At 69.9% G+C, this 20690-nt stretch carries 18 protein-coding genes; 9 read left to right on the plus strand and 9 right to left on the minus strand.

The features are described from left to right. Positions 1-277: 277 nt before the first annotated feature. Together dnaN and dnaA are read right to left on the minus strand one after the other, a co-directional pair. Entirely contained in the window at positions 278-1408 is a 1131-nt protein-coding gene (dnaN, locus tag MTF69_RS05285) for a DNA polymerase III subunit beta (RefSeq protein WP_243331110.1), read from the minus strand. Positions 1409-2288: 880 nt separating this feature from the next. Beyond that, positions 2289-4097, minus strand: coding sequence for a chromosomal replication initiator protein DnaA (gene dnaA, locus MTF69_RS05290; protein WP_308401365.1), 1809 nt, complete (start codon positions 4095-4097; stop codon positions 2289-2291). Positions 4098-4456: 359 nt separating this feature from the next. Here dnaA and rpmH point away from each other — a divergent pair, with 359 nt between their 5' ends. The 9 genes from rpmH (at position 4457) to MTF69_RS05335 (ending at position 10934) form a co-directional block, all read left to right on the plus strand. Then, positions 4457-4594: a 50S ribosomal protein L34 gene (gene rpmH / locus MTF69_RS05295; protein ID WP_100597229.1), complete on the plus strand. Its 138-nt coding sequence runs from the start codon at positions 4457-4459 to the stop codon at positions 4592-4594. A 22-nt stretch (positions 4595-4616) separates the two neighbouring features. Continuing rightward, a complete protein-coding gene (gene rnpA, locus MTF69_RS05300) occupies positions 4617-4991 on the plus strand; it encodes a ribonuclease P protein component (protein ID WP_243331112.1) in 375 nt (124 codons plus the stop codon). Further along, positions 4988-5269: a membrane protein insertion efficiency factor YidD gene (yidD, locus tag MTF69_RS05305; RefSeq protein WP_076043740.1), complete on the plus strand. Its 282-nt coding sequence runs from the start codon at positions 4988-4990 to the stop codon at positions 5267-5269. The genes rnpA and yidD overlap by 4 nt, the downstream gene beginning before the upstream one ends. 3 nt (positions 5270-5272) lie before the next feature. Further along, complete coding sequence (gene yidC / locus MTF69_RS05310) at positions 5273-6379, plus strand: membrane protein insertase YidC (protein WP_243331114.1); 1107 nt, start codon at positions 5273-5275, stop codon at positions 6377-6379. A 15-nt stretch (positions 6380-6394) separates the two neighbouring features. After that, entirely contained in the window at positions 6395-6904 is a 510-nt protein-coding gene (locus MTF69_RS05315; protein WP_243331117.1) for a R3H domain-containing nucleic acid-binding protein, read from the plus strand. Positions 6905-7056: 152 nt separating this feature from the next. Then, positions 7057-7767 (plus strand): 16S rRNA (guanine(527)-N(7))-methyltransferase RsmG, encoded by a 711-nt coding sequence (rsmG, locus tag MTF69_RS05320; protein WP_243331118.1) that lies wholly within the window; start codon positions 7057-7059, stop codon positions 7765-7767. A gap of 264 nt (positions 7768-8031) precedes the next feature. Continuing rightward, entirely contained in the window at positions 8032-9123 is a 1092-nt protein-coding gene (locus MTF69_RS05325; RefSeq protein ID WP_243331121.1) for a ParA family protein, read from the plus strand. Then, a complete protein-coding gene (locus MTF69_RS05330; RefSeq protein ID WP_243331123.1) occupies positions 9120-10214 on the plus strand; it encodes a ParB/RepB/Spo0J family partition protein in 1095 nt (364 codons plus the stop codon). Before MTF69_RS05325 ends, MTF69_RS05330 begins: the two co-directional genes overlap by 4 nt. Positions 10215-10316: 102 nt before the next feature. Then, a complete protein-coding gene (locus tag MTF69_RS05335) occupies positions 10317-10934 on the plus strand; it encodes a GNAT family N-acetyltransferase (protein ID WP_243331125.1) in 618 nt (205 codons plus the stop codon). A 107-nt stretch (positions 10935-11041) separates the two neighbouring features. Here the strand turns inward: MTF69_RS05335 and trxA are convergent, their stop codons facing one another. The 7 genes from trxA to MTF69_RS05370 form a co-directional block, all read right to left on the minus strand. Continuing rightward, the gene (gene trxA / locus MTF69_RS05340) at positions 11042-11380 is read right to left on the minus strand and encodes a thioredoxin (protein WP_243331126.1); all 339 of its coding nucleotides are present in this window, start codon (positions 11378-11380) and stop codon (positions 11042-11044) included. A gap of 53 nt (positions 11381-11433) precedes the next feature. Further along, complete coding sequence (gene trxB / locus MTF69_RS05345) at positions 11434-12393, minus strand: thioredoxin-disulfide reductase (protein WP_243331128.1); 960 nt, start codon at positions 12391-12393, stop codon at positions 11434-11436. Between the two features lie 125 nt (positions 12394-12518). After that, complete coding sequence (locus MTF69_RS05350; RefSeq protein ID WP_243331130.1) at positions 12519-13484, minus strand: anti-sigma factor; 966 nt, start codon at positions 13482-13484, stop codon at positions 12519-12521. Beyond that, positions 13481-14179, minus strand: coding sequence for an RNA polymerase sigma factor SigM (sigM, locus tag MTF69_RS05355; protein ID WP_243331132.1), 699 nt, complete (start codon positions 14177-14179; stop codon positions 13481-13483). The genes MTF69_RS05350 and sigM overlap by 4 nt, the downstream gene beginning before the upstream one ends. A gap of 25 nt (positions 14180-14204) precedes the next feature. Then, positions 14205-15932, minus strand: coding sequence for a protein kinase family protein (locus MTF69_RS05360; RefSeq protein ID WP_243331133.1), 1728 nt, complete (start codon positions 15930-15932; stop codon positions 14205-14207). A 117-nt stretch (positions 15933-16049) separates the two neighbouring features. Further along, positions 16050-18227, minus strand: a complete 2178-nt coding sequence (gene murJ, locus MTF69_RS05365; protein ID WP_243331134.1) for a murein biosynthesis integral membrane protein MurJ — start codon at positions 18225-18227, stop codon at positions 16050-16052. Between the two features lie 46 nt (positions 18228-18273). Further along, complete coding sequence (locus MTF69_RS05370; protein WP_243331135.1) at positions 18274-20544, minus strand: DUF6049 family protein; 2271 nt, start codon at positions 20542-20544, stop codon at positions 18274-18276. Positions 20545-20690: the final 146 nt, after the last annotated feature.

A 20690-nucleotide genomic window follows, 5' to 3' on the forward strand; every position in this document is an offset into this window, starting at 1 on the left:
GTTGTGGCCGTCTGTGCCGGGGTGCTCCCCTGCCCGGGGACATCCCCCCGTGCCGAGCCTACGCCGGGCCGTGCCGCCCGGCGCCACGGGCACTCCGGGTGTCGGCGCCGGGGCGCGCGGCGGGCCGCGCACGAGGCTCCGTACGGGCTCCTGCGCGGCCGCTGGGGCTCCTGTGGAGCCGCTACGGGGCTTCGCGGGCGGGAGGCGGAACGCCCTCGGGCCCGGTCCCGCGGGGAGCGGGGACGGGCCCGAGGGGCTTGCCGCGTCGTGTCCGGGCTCAGCCGGAGAGGCGGACCGGCATGATCAGGTACTTGTACGCCTCGTCGGCTTCGGCGTCGACCGCCGGGCGGCCGCTGAGCAGCGCCGGCTTGGTGGACGTGGTGAAGCTCAGCTGCGCGGCCGGCGAGTCGATCGCGCTCAGGCCGTCCAGCAGGAAGGTCGGGTTGAAGGCGATCGAGATGTCGTCGCCCTCCAGCTTCGCGTCGACGCGCTCCACAGCCTGTGCGTCGTCGGAGGAACCGGCCTCCAGGATCAGCACGCCCTGCTCGAAGCTGAGGCGGACCGGGGTGTTGCGCTCGGCGACGAGGGCCACGCGCTTGACGGCCTCGACGAACGGGGCGGTCTCGATCACGGCGACGGAGTTGAACTCGGTCGGGAAGAGCGTGCGGTACTTCGGCAGGTCGCCCTCGAGGAGGCGGGTGGTGGTCCGCCGGCCGGCGCCCTCGAAGCCGATGAGGCCCTCGCCCTGGCCGGAGCCCGACAGCGCGATGGTGACCGTGTCGCCGCTGGTGAGCGACTTGGCGGTGTCCAGGAGGGTCTTGGCGGGCACCAGGGCCACGGCCGAGGCCTCCGGGTCCTCGGGCTTCCACAGGAACTCGCGGACCGCGAAGCGGTAGCGGTCGGTGGAGGCCAGGGTGACCTTGTCGCCCTCGATCTCGATGCGGACACCGGTCAGCACGGGCAGCGTGTCGTCGCGGCCGGCGGCGATGGCGACCTGGGCCGCGGCGGAGGCGAAGACCTCGCCGGGCACGGTGCCGGTCGCGGTGGGCATCGTCGGCAGCGCCGGGTATTCCTCCACAGGCAGGGTGTGGAGTGTGAAGCGGGAGGAGCCGCAGACCACGGTCGCCCGTACACCGTCTGTGGAAATCTCCACCGGGCGGTTGGGGAGGGCCCGGCAGATGTCGGCGAGCAGCCGGCCGGAGACCAGGACGGTGCCGTCCTCCTCGACGTCCGCCTCGACGGAGACCCGGGCCGAGACCTCGTAGTCGAAGCCGGAGAGGGACAGCTTGCCCTCCTCGGCCTTCAGCAGCAGGCCCGCGAGAACGGGCACCGGCGGCCGGGCCGGGAGGCTACGGGCAGCCCAGGCCACCGCCTCCGCGAGTACGTCGCGCTCCACCCGGATCTTCACCGGAAACCGCCTCCTGCTGTTGCTCGCTCGTCCTGCCGGCCTTCGTCGTCGGCTCGTCGATGCCTCGACCGATGCCGGGGACCAGTCTGACGTACGGCGCCGACAGTCGTCGCTGCCGGCGGTCAAGTCGGGAGCGAGGTGTCGGGGAGGGCGATCCACCGAGTTGTGCACAGGACCTGCTTGAAAACCGAAACCGGGCTAACTCTCTATGGGGGTAGTAGTAGGGCCTGTGGAAACGGTGGATAACAGTGTTTTTGCAGGTCACCCCGTGTTTTTTATCCCCACACCCTGTGGGTGACACCGGTGGACAACCGGGTGTCTCTGTGGAGAACAAAAAGTTCTGCACAGGCCATCCCCAGATGACCCTCACTAGTCCACAGGTGCGTCCCCAGGTTTTCCCGAGTACTCCACAGCCCAAACGTCGACTTCGGTGTGACCGCTTTCACTCGGGGCGGTGACGGAGGGTTCCTCGTTGCCGAACAGTGGACAACGGTGTGGGGAAGTCGTCTGATCCTGTGCACAGGACCCGGGAAGCTGTGGACCGCCGGTGGACAACGCGGTGGACGGACCTGTGGACGAGATTTTCGTCCACAGCCTGTGGATAGTCGTTGCGCACAATTCCACAGGGGTCTGACCAGCCCTGATGGTGCCTCACACCTGGGCCCTGTGGACAGTCTTGTGGGTGGCGCGGGCCGTCCCCAGGCTGTGGACGGAAGAAAGTCGCCCAATCTGTGGATGAGTTGCCCCCGAGGGGGCGTATTCGAACAGGTCAGGGGCGCACGCACGAAGAAGGGCGCCCCCGAAGTAACCCGGGAGCGCCCTCTCACAGCGTTTGAAGGGGCCTCGACGGCGCCCGGTCGGCACGTACACAGAGCCGGCGTCAGCCGTTCTTGATGCGGTTGGTGAGCTCGGTCACCTGGTTGTAGATGGAGCGGCGTTCCGCCATCAGAGCGCGGATCTTGCGGTCCGCGTGCATGACGGTGGTGTGGTCGCGGCCGCCGAACTGCGCCCCGATCTTGGGCAGCGAGAGGTCCGTGAGCTCCCGGCACAGGTACATGGCGATCTGCCGGGCGGTGACCAGCACGCGGCTGCGCGAGGAGCCGCACAGGTCGTCCACGGTCAGCCCGAAGTAGTCGGCGGTGGCGGCCATGATGTCCGTCGCCGTGATCTCGGGCGCGCTGTCCTCGCCGCCGGGGATCAGGTTCTTCAGTACGTCCTCGGTCAGGCCCAGGTCCACCGGCTGCCGGTTCAGGCTCGCGAAGGCCGTGACCCGGATCAGCGCCCCCTCCAGCTCGCGGATGTTGCGCGAGATGCGGGAGGCGATGAACTCCAGTACCTCCGGCGGGGCGTTGAGCTGCTCCTGGACGGCCTTCTTGCGCAGGATCGCGATACGGGTCTCCAGCTCGGGCGGCTGGACGTCGGTGATCAGACCCCACTCGAAGCGGTTGCGGAGCCGGTCCTCCAGGGTGACGAGCTGCTTGGGCGGCCGGTCGGAGGAGAGCACGATCTGCTTGTTGGCGTTGTGGAGCGTATTGAAGGTGTGGAAGAACTCCTCCTGCGTCGACTCCTTGCTCGCGAGGAACTGGATGTCGTCGACGAGCAGGATGTCCATCTCGCGGTAGCGCTTGCGGAACGCGTCGCCCTTGCCGTCGCGGATCGAGTTGATGAACTCGTTGGTGAACTCCTCGGAGCTCACGTACCGCACCCGGGTGCCGGGGTAGAGGCTCCGCGCGTAGTGCCCGATGGCGTGCAGCAGGTGCGTCTTGCCGAGGCCCGACTCGCCGTAGATGAAGAGGGGGTTGTACGCCTTCGCCGGCGCCTCGGCGACGGCCACCGCGGCGGCGTGCGCGAAGCGGTTGGAGGCGCCGATGACGAAGGTGTCGAAGAGGTACTTGGGGTTCAGCCGGGCGGTCGGCTCCAGCGGGCCCGAGGTGGATCCGCCGGACGGGGCCGAGGGCGCGGGCCGGCTGGGCACCTGCCGCGCGGGCGGCTGGTCGTACTGCTGCTGCTCGTACTGGCGGGAGGAGCGCTGCTGCTGACCCTCGTAACTCTGCTGCTCGTACTTCTGCTGTTCGTAGGAGCCCTGGTCATAGGAGGAGGGCTCGGACTGCTGCATGTAGCCCGGCTGCGGGGAGGCGTACGGGTCGCGCTCGGGGAAGCCGCCGAGGCGGGGCTGCTGCCAGCCGTAGTCGTCCTGCTGGCCGCCGCGGGGCCAGGCGCCGGGCTCGGAGCGCGGCTGCTGGTAGTCCGGGTAGGCGGGGCGGGCGCTGGGGAGCTGGTCGTCCGCGGGGCCGGTGTGGCCGCCGGGTCCCGTGTGCCCCCCGGGGCCGGCGTGTCCGCCCGGGCGCTGGCCGCCGTACGGTTCGTAGCCGTCGCGGGAGGAAGACGAGGACGGGGCCGGCGGCGAGGGCTCGCCCGCGGAGTCGTCGACGGTGATGGCGATCCGGATGGGGCGGCCGCATTCACGGCTGAGGGCGTCGCTGATGAGCGGGGCGAGCCGGCCCTCGAGGACGCGCTTGCCGTACTCGTTGGGGACGGCGAGCAGGGCGGTGTCCGCCACCAGGGCCAGGGGCTGACAGCGCTCGACCCACTGCCTGTCCTTGGGCTCGATGCTGTTCTGTCCCTCCCCGAGGAGCTTTTCGAGCACCCTTGGCCACACTGCGGCAAGATCGGCAGGTACGTCAGCCACAGAGCACGCTCTCTCAGAGGGGGTCCCACGAATGTGTGGTTCTTTGGGACGGTCGGGACAAAAAAACCGGGGTCAGGCAACGGTAGTCAGGCCAGCGGGTACGGTTCAAGTCGTTGTCCACAGCCTGTGCACAGTGTGGGGCACCGTCGGCTCGGTTTGACCGGATGGCGTAGCCGCGCGTACCGTAACGAGGTCGAGTTGTCGATGGCTGCTGCCGCCTGCCTACCGATGGGCGAAGATCACTGATTGTGATCGTTTTGCGGTGCCACTCGGGCGAACACGCGAGTTTTCTCCTCGTGGGCGCACGGTGACAGCCAGGCGATGTCCCGCCTAAACGATTTATTCTCTGGAGCCCCCGAGTGAGCAAGCGCACCTTCCAGCCGAACAACCGCCGTCGTGCCAAGACCCACGGCTTCCGTCTCCGGATGCGTACCCGTGCCGGCCGCGCCATCCTCGCGAACCGTCGTGGCAAGGGCCGCGCCGAACTCTCCGCGTAACTGACGGGCGGATCGTGACGTCGTGCTGTCTCCCGACAATCGGCTGAGGCGGCGCGAGGACTTCGCGAGCGCGGTACGTCGAGGTCGCCGGGCTGGTCGCCCGCTCCTCGTCGTCCACCTACGTACAAGCGGTGCAACGGACCCGCACGAGCCGGGGGAGATCGATCCCTCGACGCGTGCGGGTTTCGTCGTCAGCAAGGCTGTCGGCATCGCCGTCGTACGCAACCGGGTCAAGCGCCGTTTGCGCCATCTCGTCCGCGAGCGGCTGTCTCAGCTGCCCGAAGGTAGCCTGATGGTGGTACGGGCTCTGCCCGGAGCGGGTGATGCCGGTCTCGACGAGCTGGCCCGGGACCTCGATGCCGCATTGCTGCGGCTCTTGGGAGGCGTGGCTCGATGAAGTACCCGCTGCTCGCATTGATCAAGCTGTACCAGTGGACGATCAGTCCGCTGCTCGGGCCGGTGTGCCGCTACTACCCCTCGTGTTCGCACTACGGGTACACGGCCATCGACCGGCATGGTGCGGTGAAGGGGACGGCTCTGACCGCCTGGCGGATCCTGCGGTGCAATCCGTGGTCCCCGGGCGGCGTGGACCACGTCCCACCCCGGAAACGCCCGCGTTGGCACGAGCAGCTGCGCAGTGCGTTGCGTAGATCTCGCAATGCTCAAGGAGCCTGATTAGTGGACACGATTGCCAGTCTGTTCAGCTTTATTACCACGCCCGTCTCGTGGATCATCGTCCAGTTCCACAAGGTGTACGGCGCCATGTTCGGCGCGGACAGTGGCTGGGCCTGGGGCCTGTCCATCGTGTCCCTGGTGATCTTGATCCGCATCTGCCTGATCCCGCTCTTCGTGAAGCAGATCAAGGCGACGCGCGGCATGCAGGCGATCCAGCCGAAGATGAAGGCGATCCAGGAGCGCTACAAGAACGACAAGCAGCGCCAGTCCGAAGAGATGATGAAGCTGTACAAGGAGACGGGTACCAACCCGCTCTCCTCGTGCCTTCCCATCCTGGCGCAGTCCCCGTTCTTCTTCGCGCTCTACCACGTGCTTGCCTCCATCGCCAACGGCACGCCGATCGGCCAGATCGACGGCCCGCTGCTGGAGAGCGCGCGTAACGCGCACATTTTCGGTGCCCCGCTGGCTTCCAAGTTCATGGACAGCCCTGAGAAGGTCGCGGCTCTGAACGCCTCGATCACTGACGTGCGCATCGTCACCGCGATCATGATCATCATGATGTCGCTGTCGCAGTTCTACACGCAGCGCCAGCTGATGCAGAAGAACGTCGATCTCTCGGTCAAGACGCCGTTCATGCAGCAGCAGAAGATGCTGATGTACATCTTCCCCGTGATCTTCGCGGTCATGGGCATCAACTTCCCCGTCGGTGTCCTCGTCTACTGGCTGACCACGAACCTGTGGACCATGGGCCAGCAGATGTTCGTGATCAGCCGGAACCCCACCCCGGGAAGCCTGGCCCAGGACGAGTACCTGACGCGTCTGCTGAAGCAGATCGGTGCGCACGGCACGCTCAAGGGCCGGGGTAAGAAGAAGGTCGTCGCGGCGATCGTGGCCAAGGGCCCGGACCGCAACGACAACGAGCGCAAGTTCATCACCGGTCTCACCAAGCAGGGCCTGGCCGCGCAGGCGGACGGCTCCGTGGCGAAGAGCGTCGAGGCGACCGTGGATTCCGATGCGGCCGGCGGTGGCGGACAGAAGCGCCAGCAGCCCAAGCGGCAGTCGAAGTCGCAGCGTCAGACGCCCCCCAGCAAGCCCTCTCCCAAGAAGTAAGAAGGAGTCCCTCCCGTGACGGAAGGCACCACCACCGCCGCCGCTGAGAGTGGCGACACCCTGACCCGCCTCGAGCAGGAGGGTGAGATCGCGGCTGACTACCTTGAGGGTCTGCTGGACATCGCCGACCTGGACGGCGACATCGACATGGACGTCGAGGCGGACCGCGCCTCTGTCTCCATCGTCAGCGAATCCGCGCGCGACCTGCAGAAGCTCGTGGGCCGTGACGGCGAGGTGCTGGAGGCTCTGCAGGAGCTGACCCGTCTCGCCGTGCACCGCGAGACCGGGGACCGCAGCCGGCTGATGCTCGACATCGGCGGCTTCCGGGCGAAGAAGCGCGAGGAGCTGACGGCCCTCGGCGCCAAGGCCGCGGAGGACGTGAAGACGTCCGGCGAGCCCCTGAAGCTGGACCCGATGACCCCCTTCGAGCGGAAGGTCGTCCACGACGCCGTGGCGGCCGCCGGTCTGCGGAGCGAGTCCGAGGGCGAGGAGCCGCAGCGCTTCGTCGTCGTGCTTCCGGCCTGACCGGAAGCCTGAGTGTCCGGCCCCGTCTGTGTCGCAGGCGGGGCCGATCTTTGTCAGCCTGGCAGTGACGACGTGGCCCGCGGCACGGCACGGCCACAACCATGCGGTACGGAAGGACGGTCCCCGTGACGGAGGCAGCTGAGCTTCCCCCGATGCCCGAAGAAGCGCCCGAGGCACCTGAAGAGGCGCATGCGGTGTTCGGTGAGTATTTCCCGGAAGCTGTGCGGTACGCGGAGCTGCTGGCGGACGCGGGTGTCAAGCGGGGCCTGATCGGGCCGCGCGAGGTGCCGCGGCTCTGGGAGAGGCACCTGCTGAACTGCGCCGTGCTCTCGGAAGTGGTGCCCGAGGGCGTCACCGTGTGCGACGTGGGTTCGGGTGCCGGCCTCCCCGGCATTCCGCTGGCCCTCGTGCGCAGGGACCTGAAGATCACGCTGCTGGAGCCGCTGCTGCGCCGCACGAACTTCCTCCAGGAAGTCGTGGAGCTGCTGGGGCTCGACCACGTGACGGTCGTGCGCGGGCGGGCCGAGGAAGTCCTCGGCAAGCTCCAGCCGGTGCACGTGGTGACGGCACGCGCGGTGGCTCCGCTGGACCGGCTCGCCGGATGGGGCGTGCCCCTGCTGCGCCCGTACGGCGAGATGCTGGCGCTGAAGGGCGACACCGCCGAGGAGGAGCTGGTGGCGGCGAAGGCCGCGCTGACCAAACTCGGTGTGGTGAAGACCTCGGTGCTGCACGTCGGCGAAGGGATCGTGGACCCGCTCTCCACCGTGGTGCGGGTCGAGGTCGGGGAAAGCCCCGGCGGGGTGCGGTTCGCGGCGAAGCGGGCCAAGGCCGCCCGTACGAGCCGTACACGCCGCCGTCGCTGAGCCCCTGCCGGGCAGGGCTCGCAGGCGTATCGCAGGGGTGTTGAGCCCTATAGGTATGGATTTCGGAGTGTCGTAGCGGCCGGATGACTCCGTCCGGGCATCGTGTTTCACGTGAAACGTCGCTCTCTGCTGCACGGAATCATCAGCCGCGGTCGTGCGGCCACGTCCCCCCGTCTCCGCAAGGGCGAAGGGGGGACGGAGTTGTCCACATCGGTGGATTCATCCACAGGAGTACGGGCCCCGCTGGTTCGCAGCCCCGGTGACATGGCAGGCTCTGTTCATCGCGAGCCTGATGCCGAGGAGAGTGACACCGTGCGGTCAGACGCCAACCTTGCGGGGCCGATGGCCGATCCGGTCCCCGGTCCCCGCTCCGAATTCCCGGGCGACGATGTTTCACGTGAAACATCGGCCCCGCCCCTAGTGGACAACGAAGACACGCCCATCGGCCGTGCCGCCCAGATCGCGGTCGAGGCCCTCGGACGTGCGGGCGAGGGCCTGCCCAGGCCCCCGAAGACCCGGATCATGGTGGTGGCCAACCAGAAGGGCGGCGTGGGCAAGACCACGTCGACCGTGAACCTGGCCGCATCCCTGGCCCTGCACGGTGCGCGGGTCCTGGTGGTCGACCTCGACCCGCAGGGCAACGCCTCGACGGCGCTGGGCATCGACCACCACGCGGACGTGCCGTCCATCTACGACGTGCTCGTGGACAGCCGGCCGCTGATGGAGGTCGTCCAGCCGGTGGCCGACGTGGAGGGGCTCTTCTGTGCGCCGGCCACGATCGACCTGGCGGGTGCCGAGATCGAGCTGGTGTCCCTCGTGGCACGGGAGAGCCGTCTCCAGCGGGCCATCCAGGCGTACGAGCAGCCGCTCGACTACATCCTGATCGACTGCCCGCCCTCGCTGGGCCTGCTGACGGTGAACGCCCTGGTCGCGGGCGCGGAGGTGCTGATCCCGATCCAGTGCGAGTACTACGCACTGGAGGGACTCGGTCAGCTGCTGCGCAACGTGGACCTGGTGCGGGCGCACCTGAACCCGACGCTGCACGTGTCCACGATCCTGCTGACGATGTACGACGGCAGGACCCGGCTGGCCTCGCAGGTGGCGGAGGAGGTGCGCACCCACTTCGGCAAGGAGGTGCTGCGCACGAGCATCCCGCGGTCGGTCCGCATCTCCGAGGCTCCGAGCTACGGGCAGACGGTGCTGACCTACGACCCCGGTTCCAGCGGTTCCCTCTCCTACCTGGAGGCGGCGCGGGAGATCGCGCTGCGCGGGGCCGGATTCCAGTACGACCCCCAGCATCCCCATCAGGGTGCGGGCATGAACAACACGCAAAGCATGGCGGAGGGGATCCAGTGAGTGAGCGACGTAGGGGTCTGGGGCGGGGGCTCGGCGCGCTGATTCCCGCTGCTCCCCAGGAGAAGGTGCCGCCGGTGATCGGTGCCGGGTCGACGTCTCCGTCGGCGGTTCCGGTGCTGCCTTCGGAGCGGGGCATCGCGGCGGCGAAGCTGGCTTCGCTGGCGCAGGCCGATGTTTCACGTGAAACATCGCCGGTCGCCGTGTCCGTGAGCGAGCCGGAGCCGGTTGCCGCTCCGGCGGCCGGTGAGGTGGCGGGGGCTACGTTCGCGGAGCTCCCGATGGACTCGATCACGCCGAACCCGCGGCAGCCGCGTGAGGTGTTCGACGAGGACGCGCTGGCCGAGCTGGTGACCTCCATTCAGGAGGTGGGCCTGCTCCAGCCGGTGGTCGTGCGCCAGTCCGGCCCCGGCCGCTACGAGCTGATCATGGGCGAGCGGCGCTGGCGGGCGTGCCGGGAGGCCGGCCTGGGCCGGATCCCGGCGATCATCCGGGCCACGGACGACGAGAAGCTCCTGCTGGACGCGCTCCTGGAGAACCTGCACCGGGCGCAGCTGAACCCCTTGGAGGAGGCGGCCGCGTACGACCAGCTGCTCCAGGACTTCAACTGCACGCACGACCAGCTGGCGGACCGGATCGGGCGTTCCCGTCCGCAGGTCTCGAACACGCTGCGCCTGCTGAAGCTCTCCCCGCCCGTACAGCGGCGGGTGGCGGCGGGTGTGCTGTCGGCGGGGCACGCGCGGGCCCTGCTGTCGGTGGACAACTCCGAGGAGCAGGACCGGCTGGCGCACCGGATCGTGGCCGAGGGCCTCTCGGTGCGTGCGGTCGAGGAGATCGTGGCGCTGATGGGGTCGGAGTCGCCGAGTTCGGTGAAGCCGAAGGGTCCGCGGGCGGGTGCCCGGGTCGCCCCGGCGCTCAGTGAGCTGGCGACGCGGTTGTCGGACCGGTTCGAGACGCGGGTGAAGGTGGATCTCGGCCAGAAGAAGGGCAAGATCACCGTCGAGTTCGCGTCGATGGAGGACCTGGAGCGGATCCTGGGGACTCTGGCGCCGGGCGAGGGCAAGGTGCTGGGCGAAGGCGCTGCCGGGGAGTAACCCACAGCCCGGGGGCGGGTCGTGCCGGTGTGAACCGGTGCGGCCCGCCCCCTTTGCCTTGTTGCGGTTTCGGGTGATTCGAGCTGTGGATACGATGCGGTCATGGGTCGTCGGCTGGTACCGCTCACGCTGGACAACCTCCAAGACCTGCCCCGGCGTTGCCGGTCCTGTGTCTTCTGGGAGCTGGACCCCGTCAGCGGCGATGCCGCCGTGAAGGCGGGGAACGCTGCCGAGGAGAAGGAGGCGTGGATCTCCGCCGTCCTCCTGGAGTGGGGCTCGTGCGGCCGGGTGGTCTACGTGGACGAGGTTCCCGTGGGGTTCGTTCTCTACGCGCCGCCGGCGTACGTGCCGCGTGCGACGGCGTTCCCGACCAGCCCGGTGTCCCCGGACGCGGTACAGCTCATCACCTCGTGGATCATGCCGGGGTACCAGGGCCAGGGGCTGGGGCGGGTGATGGTCCAGACGGTGGCGAAGGATCTGCTGTGCAGGGGGTTCCGGGCGATCGAGGCGTTCGGCGATGCCCGGTGGGAGGGCCCGGCCTGTCTGCTGCCGGCGGACCATCTGCTGGCGGTGGGCTTCAAGACGGTACGCCCGCATCCGACGCGTCCCCGGCTGCGGTTGGAGCTGCGCTCCACGCTGTCGTGGAAGGAAGACGTGGAACTGGCCCTGGACCGGCTGCTGGGCGCGGCCCGGAAGGAACCGGCGCTGCGTCCGCTGTGAGACGGGAGCAGCCTGCTCCCGGACGCGCATGACATGCGAACGGGGCCGCCCCTGGCAGGGGGCGGCCCCGTGTCACGCGATCGCGTCCGGTCTCGGACGCGGGTGCGTCAGGCCTTGATGGTGACGAAGGCGTCGAGGTCGCGCAGGATGGCGGCCTTCGGCTTGGCGCCGACGATGGTCTTGACGACCTCGCCGCCCTGGTAGACGTTCAGCGTCGGGATGGACATGACGCCGTACTTGGCCGCCGTTTCCGGGTTCTCGTCGATGTTGAGCTTGACGATCTCGATCTCGTCACCGTACTCGGAGGCGATGGCCTCGAGGGACGGAGCGATCTGGCGGCACGGACCGCACCAGGCGGCCCAGAAGTCCACCAGGACGGGCTTGTCGCTCTTGAGGACGTCGTCATCGAAGCTTGCGTCGGTGACGGTCTTGAGGGTGCCGGCCACAGCGGCCTCCTTCTTTTCCTGCGGGGAGTGGGGTGTGGTGCTGCTTGAGGGTGTCAGACCGCTGCGTGCGCCTTCTCGGCGTCCGCGAGGGCGGCGAGGAAGCGCTCGGCGTCGAGGGCCGCGGAGCAACCGGTGCCCGCGGCGGTGATGGCCTGACGGTAGATGTGGTCGACCACGTCGCCCGCGCCGAACACACCGGTGAGGCTGGTGCGGGTGGAGGGGGCGTCGACCTTGAGGTAGCCCTCCGCGTCGAGGTCGAGCTGGTCCTGGAACAGCTCGGTGCGCGGGTCGTGGCCGACGGCGATGAAGAGGCCGGTCACGGGCAGTTCGGAGGTCTCACCGGTCTTGGTGTTGCGCAGGGTGAGGCCGGTGAGCTTCTGCTCGCCGTGGATCTCCGCGACCTCGCTGTCCCAGGCGAACTTGATCTTCGGGTCGGCGAAGGCGCGGTCCTGCATGGCCTTGGAGGCGCGCAGGGAGTCGCGGCGGTGGACGATCGTCACGGACTTGGCGAACCGGGAGAGGAAGGTGGCCTCCTCGATCGCGGTGTCACCGCCGCCGACCACGGCGATGTCGTGCTCCTTGAAGAAGAAGCCGTCGCAGGTCGCGCACCAGGAGACGCCGCGGCCGGAGAGTGCGTCCTCGTTGGGCAGGCCGAGCTTGCGGTGCTGGGAACCGGTGGTCACGATCACGGCCTTGGCGCGGTGCACGGTGCCGGCGGTGTCGGTGACGGTCTTGATCTCACCGGTGAGGTCCACGGCGATGACGTCGTCCGGAATCAGCTCGGCGCCGAAGCGCTCGGCCTGGCCACGCATGTTGTCCATGAGGTCCGGCCCCATGATGCCGTCCTGGAAGCCGGGGAAGTTCTCGACCTCGGTGGTGTTCATCAGTGCGCCACCGGCGGTGACGGCGCCTTCGAAGACCAGGGGCTTGAGCGAAGCGCGTGCGGTGTACAGGGCGGCGGTGTAACCGGCCGGCCCGGAGCCGATGATGATCACGTTTCGTACGTCGCTCACGGGTTGATTCCTCGTCTCTGCGGACTGCCTGCTGCCTACCGGGGGGCCGGTGTGGACTCTCACCCCACCCAACGGATCCTACGGCGCCCGCATTCCCGAGTTGTCCCCCCGGGCTTCCCGGCCGCTCAGCTCCTCGGGTAGGTGCGGGTGAGCAGGGGCTTTCCGGGAACGGCCGAGGGGTCGGTGACGCAGGCGGAGCCGACGAGATAGGCGTCCACGACGGTGGAGTCGCCGGGGTGCGGCAGGACGATGAGGAAGACGTCCTTGCCCTCGTAGGTGCCGGGTTCGAAGCCCAGGGGGGTCTCGGTGCGGCCGGTGGCTTCCTGGACGCAGGCGGGTGCCCCGAGCGCCCAGCCATCGGCAGGGGCGGGGCTCGGTTGGGCCGGAGGGCTGTTCTCCACCCCGAAGGTGTTGTTCCCCTCCCCCGCGGCCTTGTCCCCCGGGCCGCCGGACGCGAGGAGCTCGCGCACCGTGGCGGGGAGCCCCTGGGCGGTGTACTCGGGCGCGGCGGACCTGGGCTGGGCGGCGGACGCCTCGCTCCGCGCGGACATGTCCTGCGCGGGGCGGTCGCCGGACATCAGGCCGGCCACCAGGACGCCGGCGGCGCACGCCGCGAGCAGTCCGCCCGCGAGAGCGATCCGGCGGCGTGCGCGACGCCGTCCGGGGCCGGTTGGGCCGGCCGGGTGACCGGAGGGCCGCAGGGCGCCGGTCTCACTGAGCGGTCCGGGGGCGGTTTCACGTGAAACATCGGCTGAAAGATCGGCACCGGGGACCCCTGTGGCCGGCCGGTCCGGGTGGCCGGGTCCGGACTTCCCGTGCGGGGTGGTGGAGTCGAGGAGTGCCTCGGCGGCGAGGGCCGCGTCGATCCGGCCGGAGATGTCGACGGGCATCCGGGCCGGCCCGGGCAGGGTGCCGAGGAGGGACCGGATCTCCTCCAGGGAGGCACGGACGTCCGCGCACAGGGGGCAGTCGCCGAGATGGCTGCGGACCTCCGCCGTGCGGGACGGGGAGAGGAGGCCTTCCGCCAGCTCGGAGATCTCCGAGACGTCGGGGTGCCCGATCGTGCCGGTCGCGCCGGTTGTGGGGTTCACGCTCGTCCACCTCCGCCCTTCACTGCGTTGGGGTCCGGGGCCGGGACCCCGCGGTCTGCCGTCGGTGGGACGGTTGTCCCCGGTGTCCGGTTCCTTCCCCGCTCGGTGTCGGTGTTATCCCCGGTGGGCGTGCGCAGATGAGTGAGGAGCGGGACGAGTTTCGCCCTGCCGCGTGCGCACCGGCTCTTCACGGTGCCGACGGGGACGTCGAGGATGCGGGCGGCCTCGGCGACGGGGTAGCCCTGCATGTCGACGAGGACCAGAGCGGCCTTCTGATCGGCCGGGAGGGTGCTCAGGGCCGCCAGCAGCTGCCGGTGGAGGTCCTGGCGCTCCGCGGGTGCCTCGGCGGACTCGTGGGGCTCCAGAAGGCGCTCCAGGCGGTCCGTGTCGTCGAGGGGGGACGTCCTGCGGGAGGCGGCCTTGCGGGCCCGGTCCAGACAGGCGTTCACGGTGATGCGGTGGAGCCAGGTCGTGACGGCGGATTCACCGCGGAAGGTGTGCGCGGCCCGGTAGGCGGAGACCAGGGCGTCCTGCACGGCGTCGGCGGCTTCCTCCCGGTCGCCGAGGGTGCGCAGGGCCACGGCCCACAGCCGGTCGCGGTGCCGGCGTACGAGCTCGCCGAAGGCGTCCGGATCTCCGGCGGCGTGCAGCGCCAGGAGTTCCTGGTCGCTGCGGCCGGGTGTGGCTTCGTCCAACGCTGGCCCCCTCCCCTGCTGTCCGTCAGCCCGTGAACTTCACGTCCGAGATGGCCTGCTTGAACGTGCCGCCGCTGAACGCATCGCTGCCCGCTTCCGGCATCGCGGTGATCCAGAGGAGGACGAAGCGTGCTTTGACCGGAGTTTCGGCGGTCAGCGCGAGCGTGCTGGTCGAGGTCTTGTTGCCGGCGATCTTCTGCATGGCGGAGACCGGAGTCGACGAGGACAAAGAGGGAGCCCTGTAGAGCGTGATGGTGGTGTGGTTGCCGGCGTACTTGAGCGCTACGGAGGCGCCACTGACGTCCTGCTCGGAGCCGACGTCGTAGACGATGCCGACGCCCGCCTTGAAGTCCGCCTTCATTTCTGGGCCGTCGTAGTAGCTCCTGGTCTTCCAGAAGGTGGTGACGTCCTTGTCGAAGGTGTTCTTGACGCCTGCCTGGTCCTGGGCGGTGCCGTCGGGGTAGTACTCGCGGGCATCCGTGATGCCGAGCTGGACCGGCTCCTTCTTCTCCGGGGTGCCGTCGGTCTTCTCGTGCGTGGTCTGGCTGCCGCTGGTGCTGCCCTGGTTGTTCCGGTTGAGCAGGGTGTCGGCGAGCTGCCAGCTGCCCAGTCCGAGGGCGGCGATCAGCAGGGCTGCTACGCCCCACTTGAGGACGCGGCCGGTACGGCTCTGCAGGGGCGGCGGCGGGGGAACGACGGTGAGGACCTGCGCGGTGGGCATGCCGGGGCCCTGGGGCCTGCCGTAGCTGCCCTGCTGGTAGGTGGTGTGCTGGTACTCCGGAGGCGCGGTGAAGGTGGGCTCCGGCGGCCGGATGCGGGGCATCGCGGCCACGGCCTTGGAGAGCTCTTCCGGGGTGGTGCAGGCGGGTTCCTGCCGCGATGCGGTGGCCCCGTCGTTGGCGAGGGCACGCATGGCCAGCTCGCCCAGACCGCGGTGCACGCCCGCGCGGACCTGGTCGGGGGCGATCAGGCCGACGCCCTTGGGCAGGCCGGTGAGGCCGTAGGCGTCGCTCTCGTACGGCCAGCGCTGGGTCAGCGAGGCGTACAGGAGGGCGCCGATGGCCTCGGTGTCCGAGCGCTGCGGGGTCTCGCTGGTGATGCCGCGCAGGGCGGCGTTCACGGCGAGGCCGCGGATGCGGTACTGGCCCGTGGAGGTGCGCAGTATCGCGCTGGGGGTCAGCCGCAGGTGCGCCAGGCCCTCGCGGTGCGCGGCGGCCATGGCCTGGGAGACCTGGCTGACGAGCTGGTAGGCCTCGTGCGGCTCCATGGGGCCGGCGGCGAGGACCGCGGTGAGCTCCGTGGCGTCGGGGAGCCACTCGTGGACGACGTAGACGAGGTCGTTCTCCTCCACGGCGTCCAGGACCTGGACGAACCGGGGGTCGCCGAGCAGGGCCGAGGAGCGGGCGGCGGCCAGGACGGCGCGGGCCCGCGCGTGGTCGGCGGGCAGCAGGTGGACGCCCACGGCCCGGCGCAGCTTCTCGTCCATCGCACGCCAGCTGCTGAATCCGTCCAGACGGGTGACGCACTCTTCGAGCCGGTAGCGCCTGGCCAGCTTGTGGCCGCTGTGCAGCTCGGGCGCGGCAGCGGGTGCCGCGTTCCTGCGATCGCCGTCCGTTTCGGGCATGGTTCCGTCCGCGGCTCGTCCGTTCTGGGTGTCCACCCCGTCGGCCGTGGCCTGGGCCGTCTCCGCGGCCAGCGGCTCGTCGCCGCCGTTGTCGGCCACGTCGACGGCAGCCGTGCTACGTTCCGCCACCGTCGTCCCCGCCTCCCCATCCGTTGCGCGCTGTCGGCCAGTCTGCGAAGCCATGCCAATTGTGCCCACAGTCCACCGATCTGCACGACACGCCAGGGAGCAGGATGGTTGTACGCATCAGCGGCCCAGGCGTCCGCGGACCATTCCGACCATGGCGTTGAGTTCTTCGATGCGCATCCGCTTGGCGGCGACGAGGAACACCGCCGCCAGGGAGATGCCGCCGGCCACCAGCGCGGTGAGGGAGCCGAGGGCTCCGCTGCCGATGAAGTGCAGGACGGCGTAGGCGACGGCGCCGGCCACGGCGGCGGCGGGGACGCAGGCGCCGATGAGCCGGGTGTAAGTGCGCATCACGTGCGCCCCGTCGAGGTCGCCGCCGAGGCGGGTGCGCAGCCGGCGCCAGGCGACACCGACGCCCACGGCGTAGCCGAGGCCGTAGGCGGCGGCCATGCCGACGACGGCCCAGCGGGATGGGAGCACGAAGAAGGCGACGGCGGACATGCCCGCGTTGACGGCGGCCACGATGACCGTGTTGTAGAAGGGCGTCCGGGTGTCCTCGTAGGCGTAGAAGCCGCGCAGGACCACGTACTGGACGGAGTACGGGATCAGTCCGAGGCCGAAGGCCATCAGGATGAAACCGATGTTCTGGGCGCTCTCCGCGCCGGAACCGGCGTAGAGCAGGCCGGCCATCGGGACGCCCAGGGCGAGGAACGCGAAGGCGCAGGGCACGATCGCGACGGCGGAGGTGCGCAGTCCGTAGGAGATGTCGTCACGGACCGCGGCGGCGTCGCCGTCGTGGGCGGACCGGGAGATGCGCGGCAGGACGGCGGTCATGACGGAGACGGTGATGATGGCCTGCGGCATCTGCCAGAGCAGCAGGGCGTAGTTGTAGCCGGTGATGCCGGTACCGCCGTGGCCCTGCTTGTCGGCCAGCTCGCCCGCCCAGGTGGCGAACTGGGTGACGACGATGAGACCGAGCTGGTTGGCGAGGACGAAGAAGAACGTCCACTTGGCCAGGCCGGCGGCCTTGCCGAGGCCGTGGCCCTTCCAGTCGAACCGCAGGCGCGGCTTGAAGCCGGCGTCGCGCAGGTAGGGAAGCATCGCCAGGGACTGGACGACGAGGCCGAGCAGGGTGCCCAGGCCCAGCAGCCGGACGCCCTCGGGAGTGATGCCGGCCTCGGTGACGCCCGTGGTGGTGAAGCCGCCGAAGGCCCAGATGAAAGCGCCGAAGGTGGCGATGACGACGATGTTGTTGAGGACGGGGGTCCACATCATCGCGCCGAACCGGCCGCGGGCGTTGAGGATCTGACCGAGGACCACGTGCACACCCATGAAGAACATGGTGGGCAGGCAGTAGTGCGCGAAGGCGACGGCGACGTCCAGCCGCTGCGGGTCGTCGGCAATCGTCTGCGACATCATGCCGATGAACAGCGGGGCCGCGAGCACACAGACCACGGTGACGGCGCCCAGCAGGACCATGACGAGGGTCAGCAGCCGGTTGGCGTACGCCTCTCCCCCGTCCTCGTCGTTCTTCATCGCGCGTACCAACTGCGGGATGAAGACGGCGTTGAGGGCGCCGCCGCCGACCAGGACGTAGATCATCGTCGGCAGGGTGTTGGCGACCTGGTAACTGTCGTTGAGGGTGGCGACGCCGATGGCTCCGGCGATCACCAGGGTCCGCATGAAGCCGGTGATGCGGGAGACGATGGTGCCGGCGGCCATCAGGGCGCTGGACTTGAGCAGGCTGGAGGCGCGTCCGGCGGGCTTGCTGGGTGCCGGGGCGGCCACGGGCGCGTCCTCGGCGGGGGTGCGGGGTGCCGCGTCCTGGTCCCGGTAGAGGTGCGCGAAGGCGTCGGGGCGGGGGTCCTCGTCGGCGGCCTTGGTCACGAGGGAGTCCACGCCGACGAACTGCGTGGTCGTGGCGTGGTCGCCGTAGGGCAGGTGCCGTGACGGACCGTCCGGCTCCGGCGGCGGGGTCTGGGCCCATACCCGGGGGTCCGGGGCGTACGCGGGAGCCGGCGGGGCCGCGTAGAGCGGCCCGGGCTCCTGGAAGGTGCCGGGCGGTGGCGGTGGGTGCGAGGCCCGGTCGTACAGGACCTCTGCCACCGGGTCCTGGGCGGACAGGTCCTGAGCCCGGTACGGGTCGTAGGCGTAGGCGTCCTGGACATAGGGGTCGTGGTCCGGCGCAGGTGCGGGCGCGGGAACCTGTCCCGGCACCGGGGTGCCGGGGGCAGTGCCCTGGGAGGGCGCGGGCCCGCCAGTGCCCTGCGCACGGTCACCTTCGTACGGCGCGTTCATCGAAACCCCACCTCATCGTCCCCAGGCCGACCGGCCACGGCATCGCTCAACGGTCCACTGTCTCACCCGTGCCGGACGGGTCCGCGCTTTGCGGTCCGGTGTCCGGGGACTCGTCACTCTGCTGCGTGCTCTCCTCGGCGGCGGCACGTGCCGCGACACGCTTGCGGCTGGCGTACATCTTGATGCCGGCCAGCACGAGGAGGAGGACACCGCCCGCGATGACGAGCATGACGGTCGGGGTCACCTCGGTGGCTTCGACGGTGAACGTGCGGGCCTTCCCGTAGGCCACGCCGTCGGTGGTGAAGAGCTGGGCCGTCACCTCGACCGGGCCGCTCGCGGTGGCGTTGGCGGGGAACTTCACGGTCTGGCTGTGCCCGCCCTGGACCGCGACTTCCTGCTGGGACTCCCCGCTGTCGCCGAACATCAGCCGGGTCGGGTTGGCGGACCGCACCCGGAGGACCAGGTTGTGGGTGTCCTGGACGAGGCTGTTCTGGACACTGACGGGGATGGTCGCGCTGTGTCCGGAGAGCGTGGCATCGGACTTGGGGATGATCTTGACCTTCTCGGTCAGCCCGATCAGGTACCGCTGCACCTGGTCCCGGTAGTCCCACGCAGCATCGGGGCGGCCGCGCCAGGAGGCGGACATCTCCCGGTTGGTGGTGTTGCCGAAGGGGATCTCGACGCGGTCGGGCGCGGTCAGGATCACCTTGAAGTCGTCGAGGGTGGTCTCGGTGGTGCGGATCTTCTCGAAGGCGGAGACCGGCAGTTCCTGCTTGCTCAGCGCCTCGGGGTACTGGCCGGCTCCCGGGACCTGCGTCGCGGCGCGGGGGTCGGGAGTCGCGGCGGCCGCCGCCTCCAGGTCCACGGCCTGGCTCCAGCGGCCCGCCTGCAGACCCCGTATGGCGGCGGCCATCGTCTGTACCTGGCTGGCGCTGGGCATCCGCTGCGGGGCGACGACGAAGCTGCGCTGGCTGTCGCTCTCCTGCAGGTTCAGGGCGAGGGTCTGGGCGAGGAACTTCTGCACCGCGAGGGTGGAGTTCCCCGAGCGGAGCACGTCGCCCTCGAAGGCGGTGGAGAGATCGGCGTCGGCGACGACCGCCGTGGTGCCCGCGCCGATGGGCCGGGCGGCCGACGGGGTGTAGCCGAGGGCGCCCGTCTCCTGGAGGCTGTCGCTGCGGGTGAGGACGTTGTGGGCGCCGGCCGAGGTCGCGACGTTGACGATCGACGGGTCGATCGCCCCGTCCACGGGCCAGGAGAAGTCGGTGCTCGCGGGCACGTGCAGGACCGTCTCGACGGCCTGCTTCGCCTTGTCGGTGGCCGGCCGCAGCTGTCCCAGGGTGCCGGACACGTCCTTGCCGCGGTGGGCGAGCGAGGCGATGTCCGGATCGGCGAAGGGCAGTGCGACGACCTTCTTGCCCTGGACGGCGCTTTCCAGCGAGCTCAGCCACTGCTCGGCGATGGCCTTGTTCTTGCCCTGGACGGTCCGGCCGTCCGGGGTGCGGACCCGGTAGCCCTTGGTCATGGCGTCGACGGTGTAGAGCAGATCCGGGTCGATGACCCAGGTGATGGGGAGGTCCTTGCCGAGGGTGACCATCTGTTCCAGACGGCCGCCCGGCCTCAGCTCGTCGGCGAGGCCGTCGTCGAGGAAGACGGGGGTCTGCACCTCGTCCGAGCCGGTCTCCGAGGTCAAGTGCGTGGTGGAGATCAACGGCCACACGTACGCGAGCTGGGACCGCTTGGCGGCCGCCTCCGGCTGCCAGGGCAGGAAGGTCCGCTTGATGCCGAGGACCTGCTCGTACTGGCGGCTCTCGGTCTCCCCGGACAGGGAGACGCCGAGCTGGTAGACGCCGTCCTCGTCCAGTTCCAGCTTGTTCACCGGAACCTTGAGGGTGAACGGCTGGCTGACCTTCGAAGGCAGCGAATCGATCTTCACGGCGAACTCGGCACCGACCTCCGCCGGGTCGGTACCCGCCCGGAACCGGCCGCGTTCCGCGGCCTCGTCGATGGAGCTGCGGTCCCCGAGGGCCGGCCCGACCCGCAGGCCGACGTGCGCGTCGGTGATCTCCTCCGGGCCGTTGTTGATCACGGCGCCCGAGATGGTGAGGGTGTCGCCCTTGACCGGGGCGCTCGGTGTCATGGTGTCGAGCTGGACGTCGACGGCGGTGGCCGCCGTTTCGGCTGCCTGGGCTTCGGGGGCGTGCGAGTAGACCAGGCCGGCGAGTACCGGTGTCCCGGCGAGCAGGACGACCGCGCGCCGCAGCCAGCGTCGCCGGGCAGGAGCGAGCGGTGCCCCCTGGATGTCTGCCGCCTCGGCCAACGCGCTCGCCCGTCCCTCGAAGTGTCAGTGGTCGTCGTTTGTGCGTCCACGCATGGTAACGAGGCCCGCTGTGCGCGAGTGCCGCGCCTTGCTCCACATGATCGGGTCCGCCCCGGAGGGGCCGCGGGCCGGGGTGGCCGCAAAAC

The sequence above is a fragment of the Streptomyces sp. AP-93 genome (assembly GCF_022808175.1).
In the GTDB taxonomy this organism is placed as follows: Bacteria; Actinomycetota; Actinomycetes; order Streptomycetales; family Streptomycetaceae; genus Streptomyces.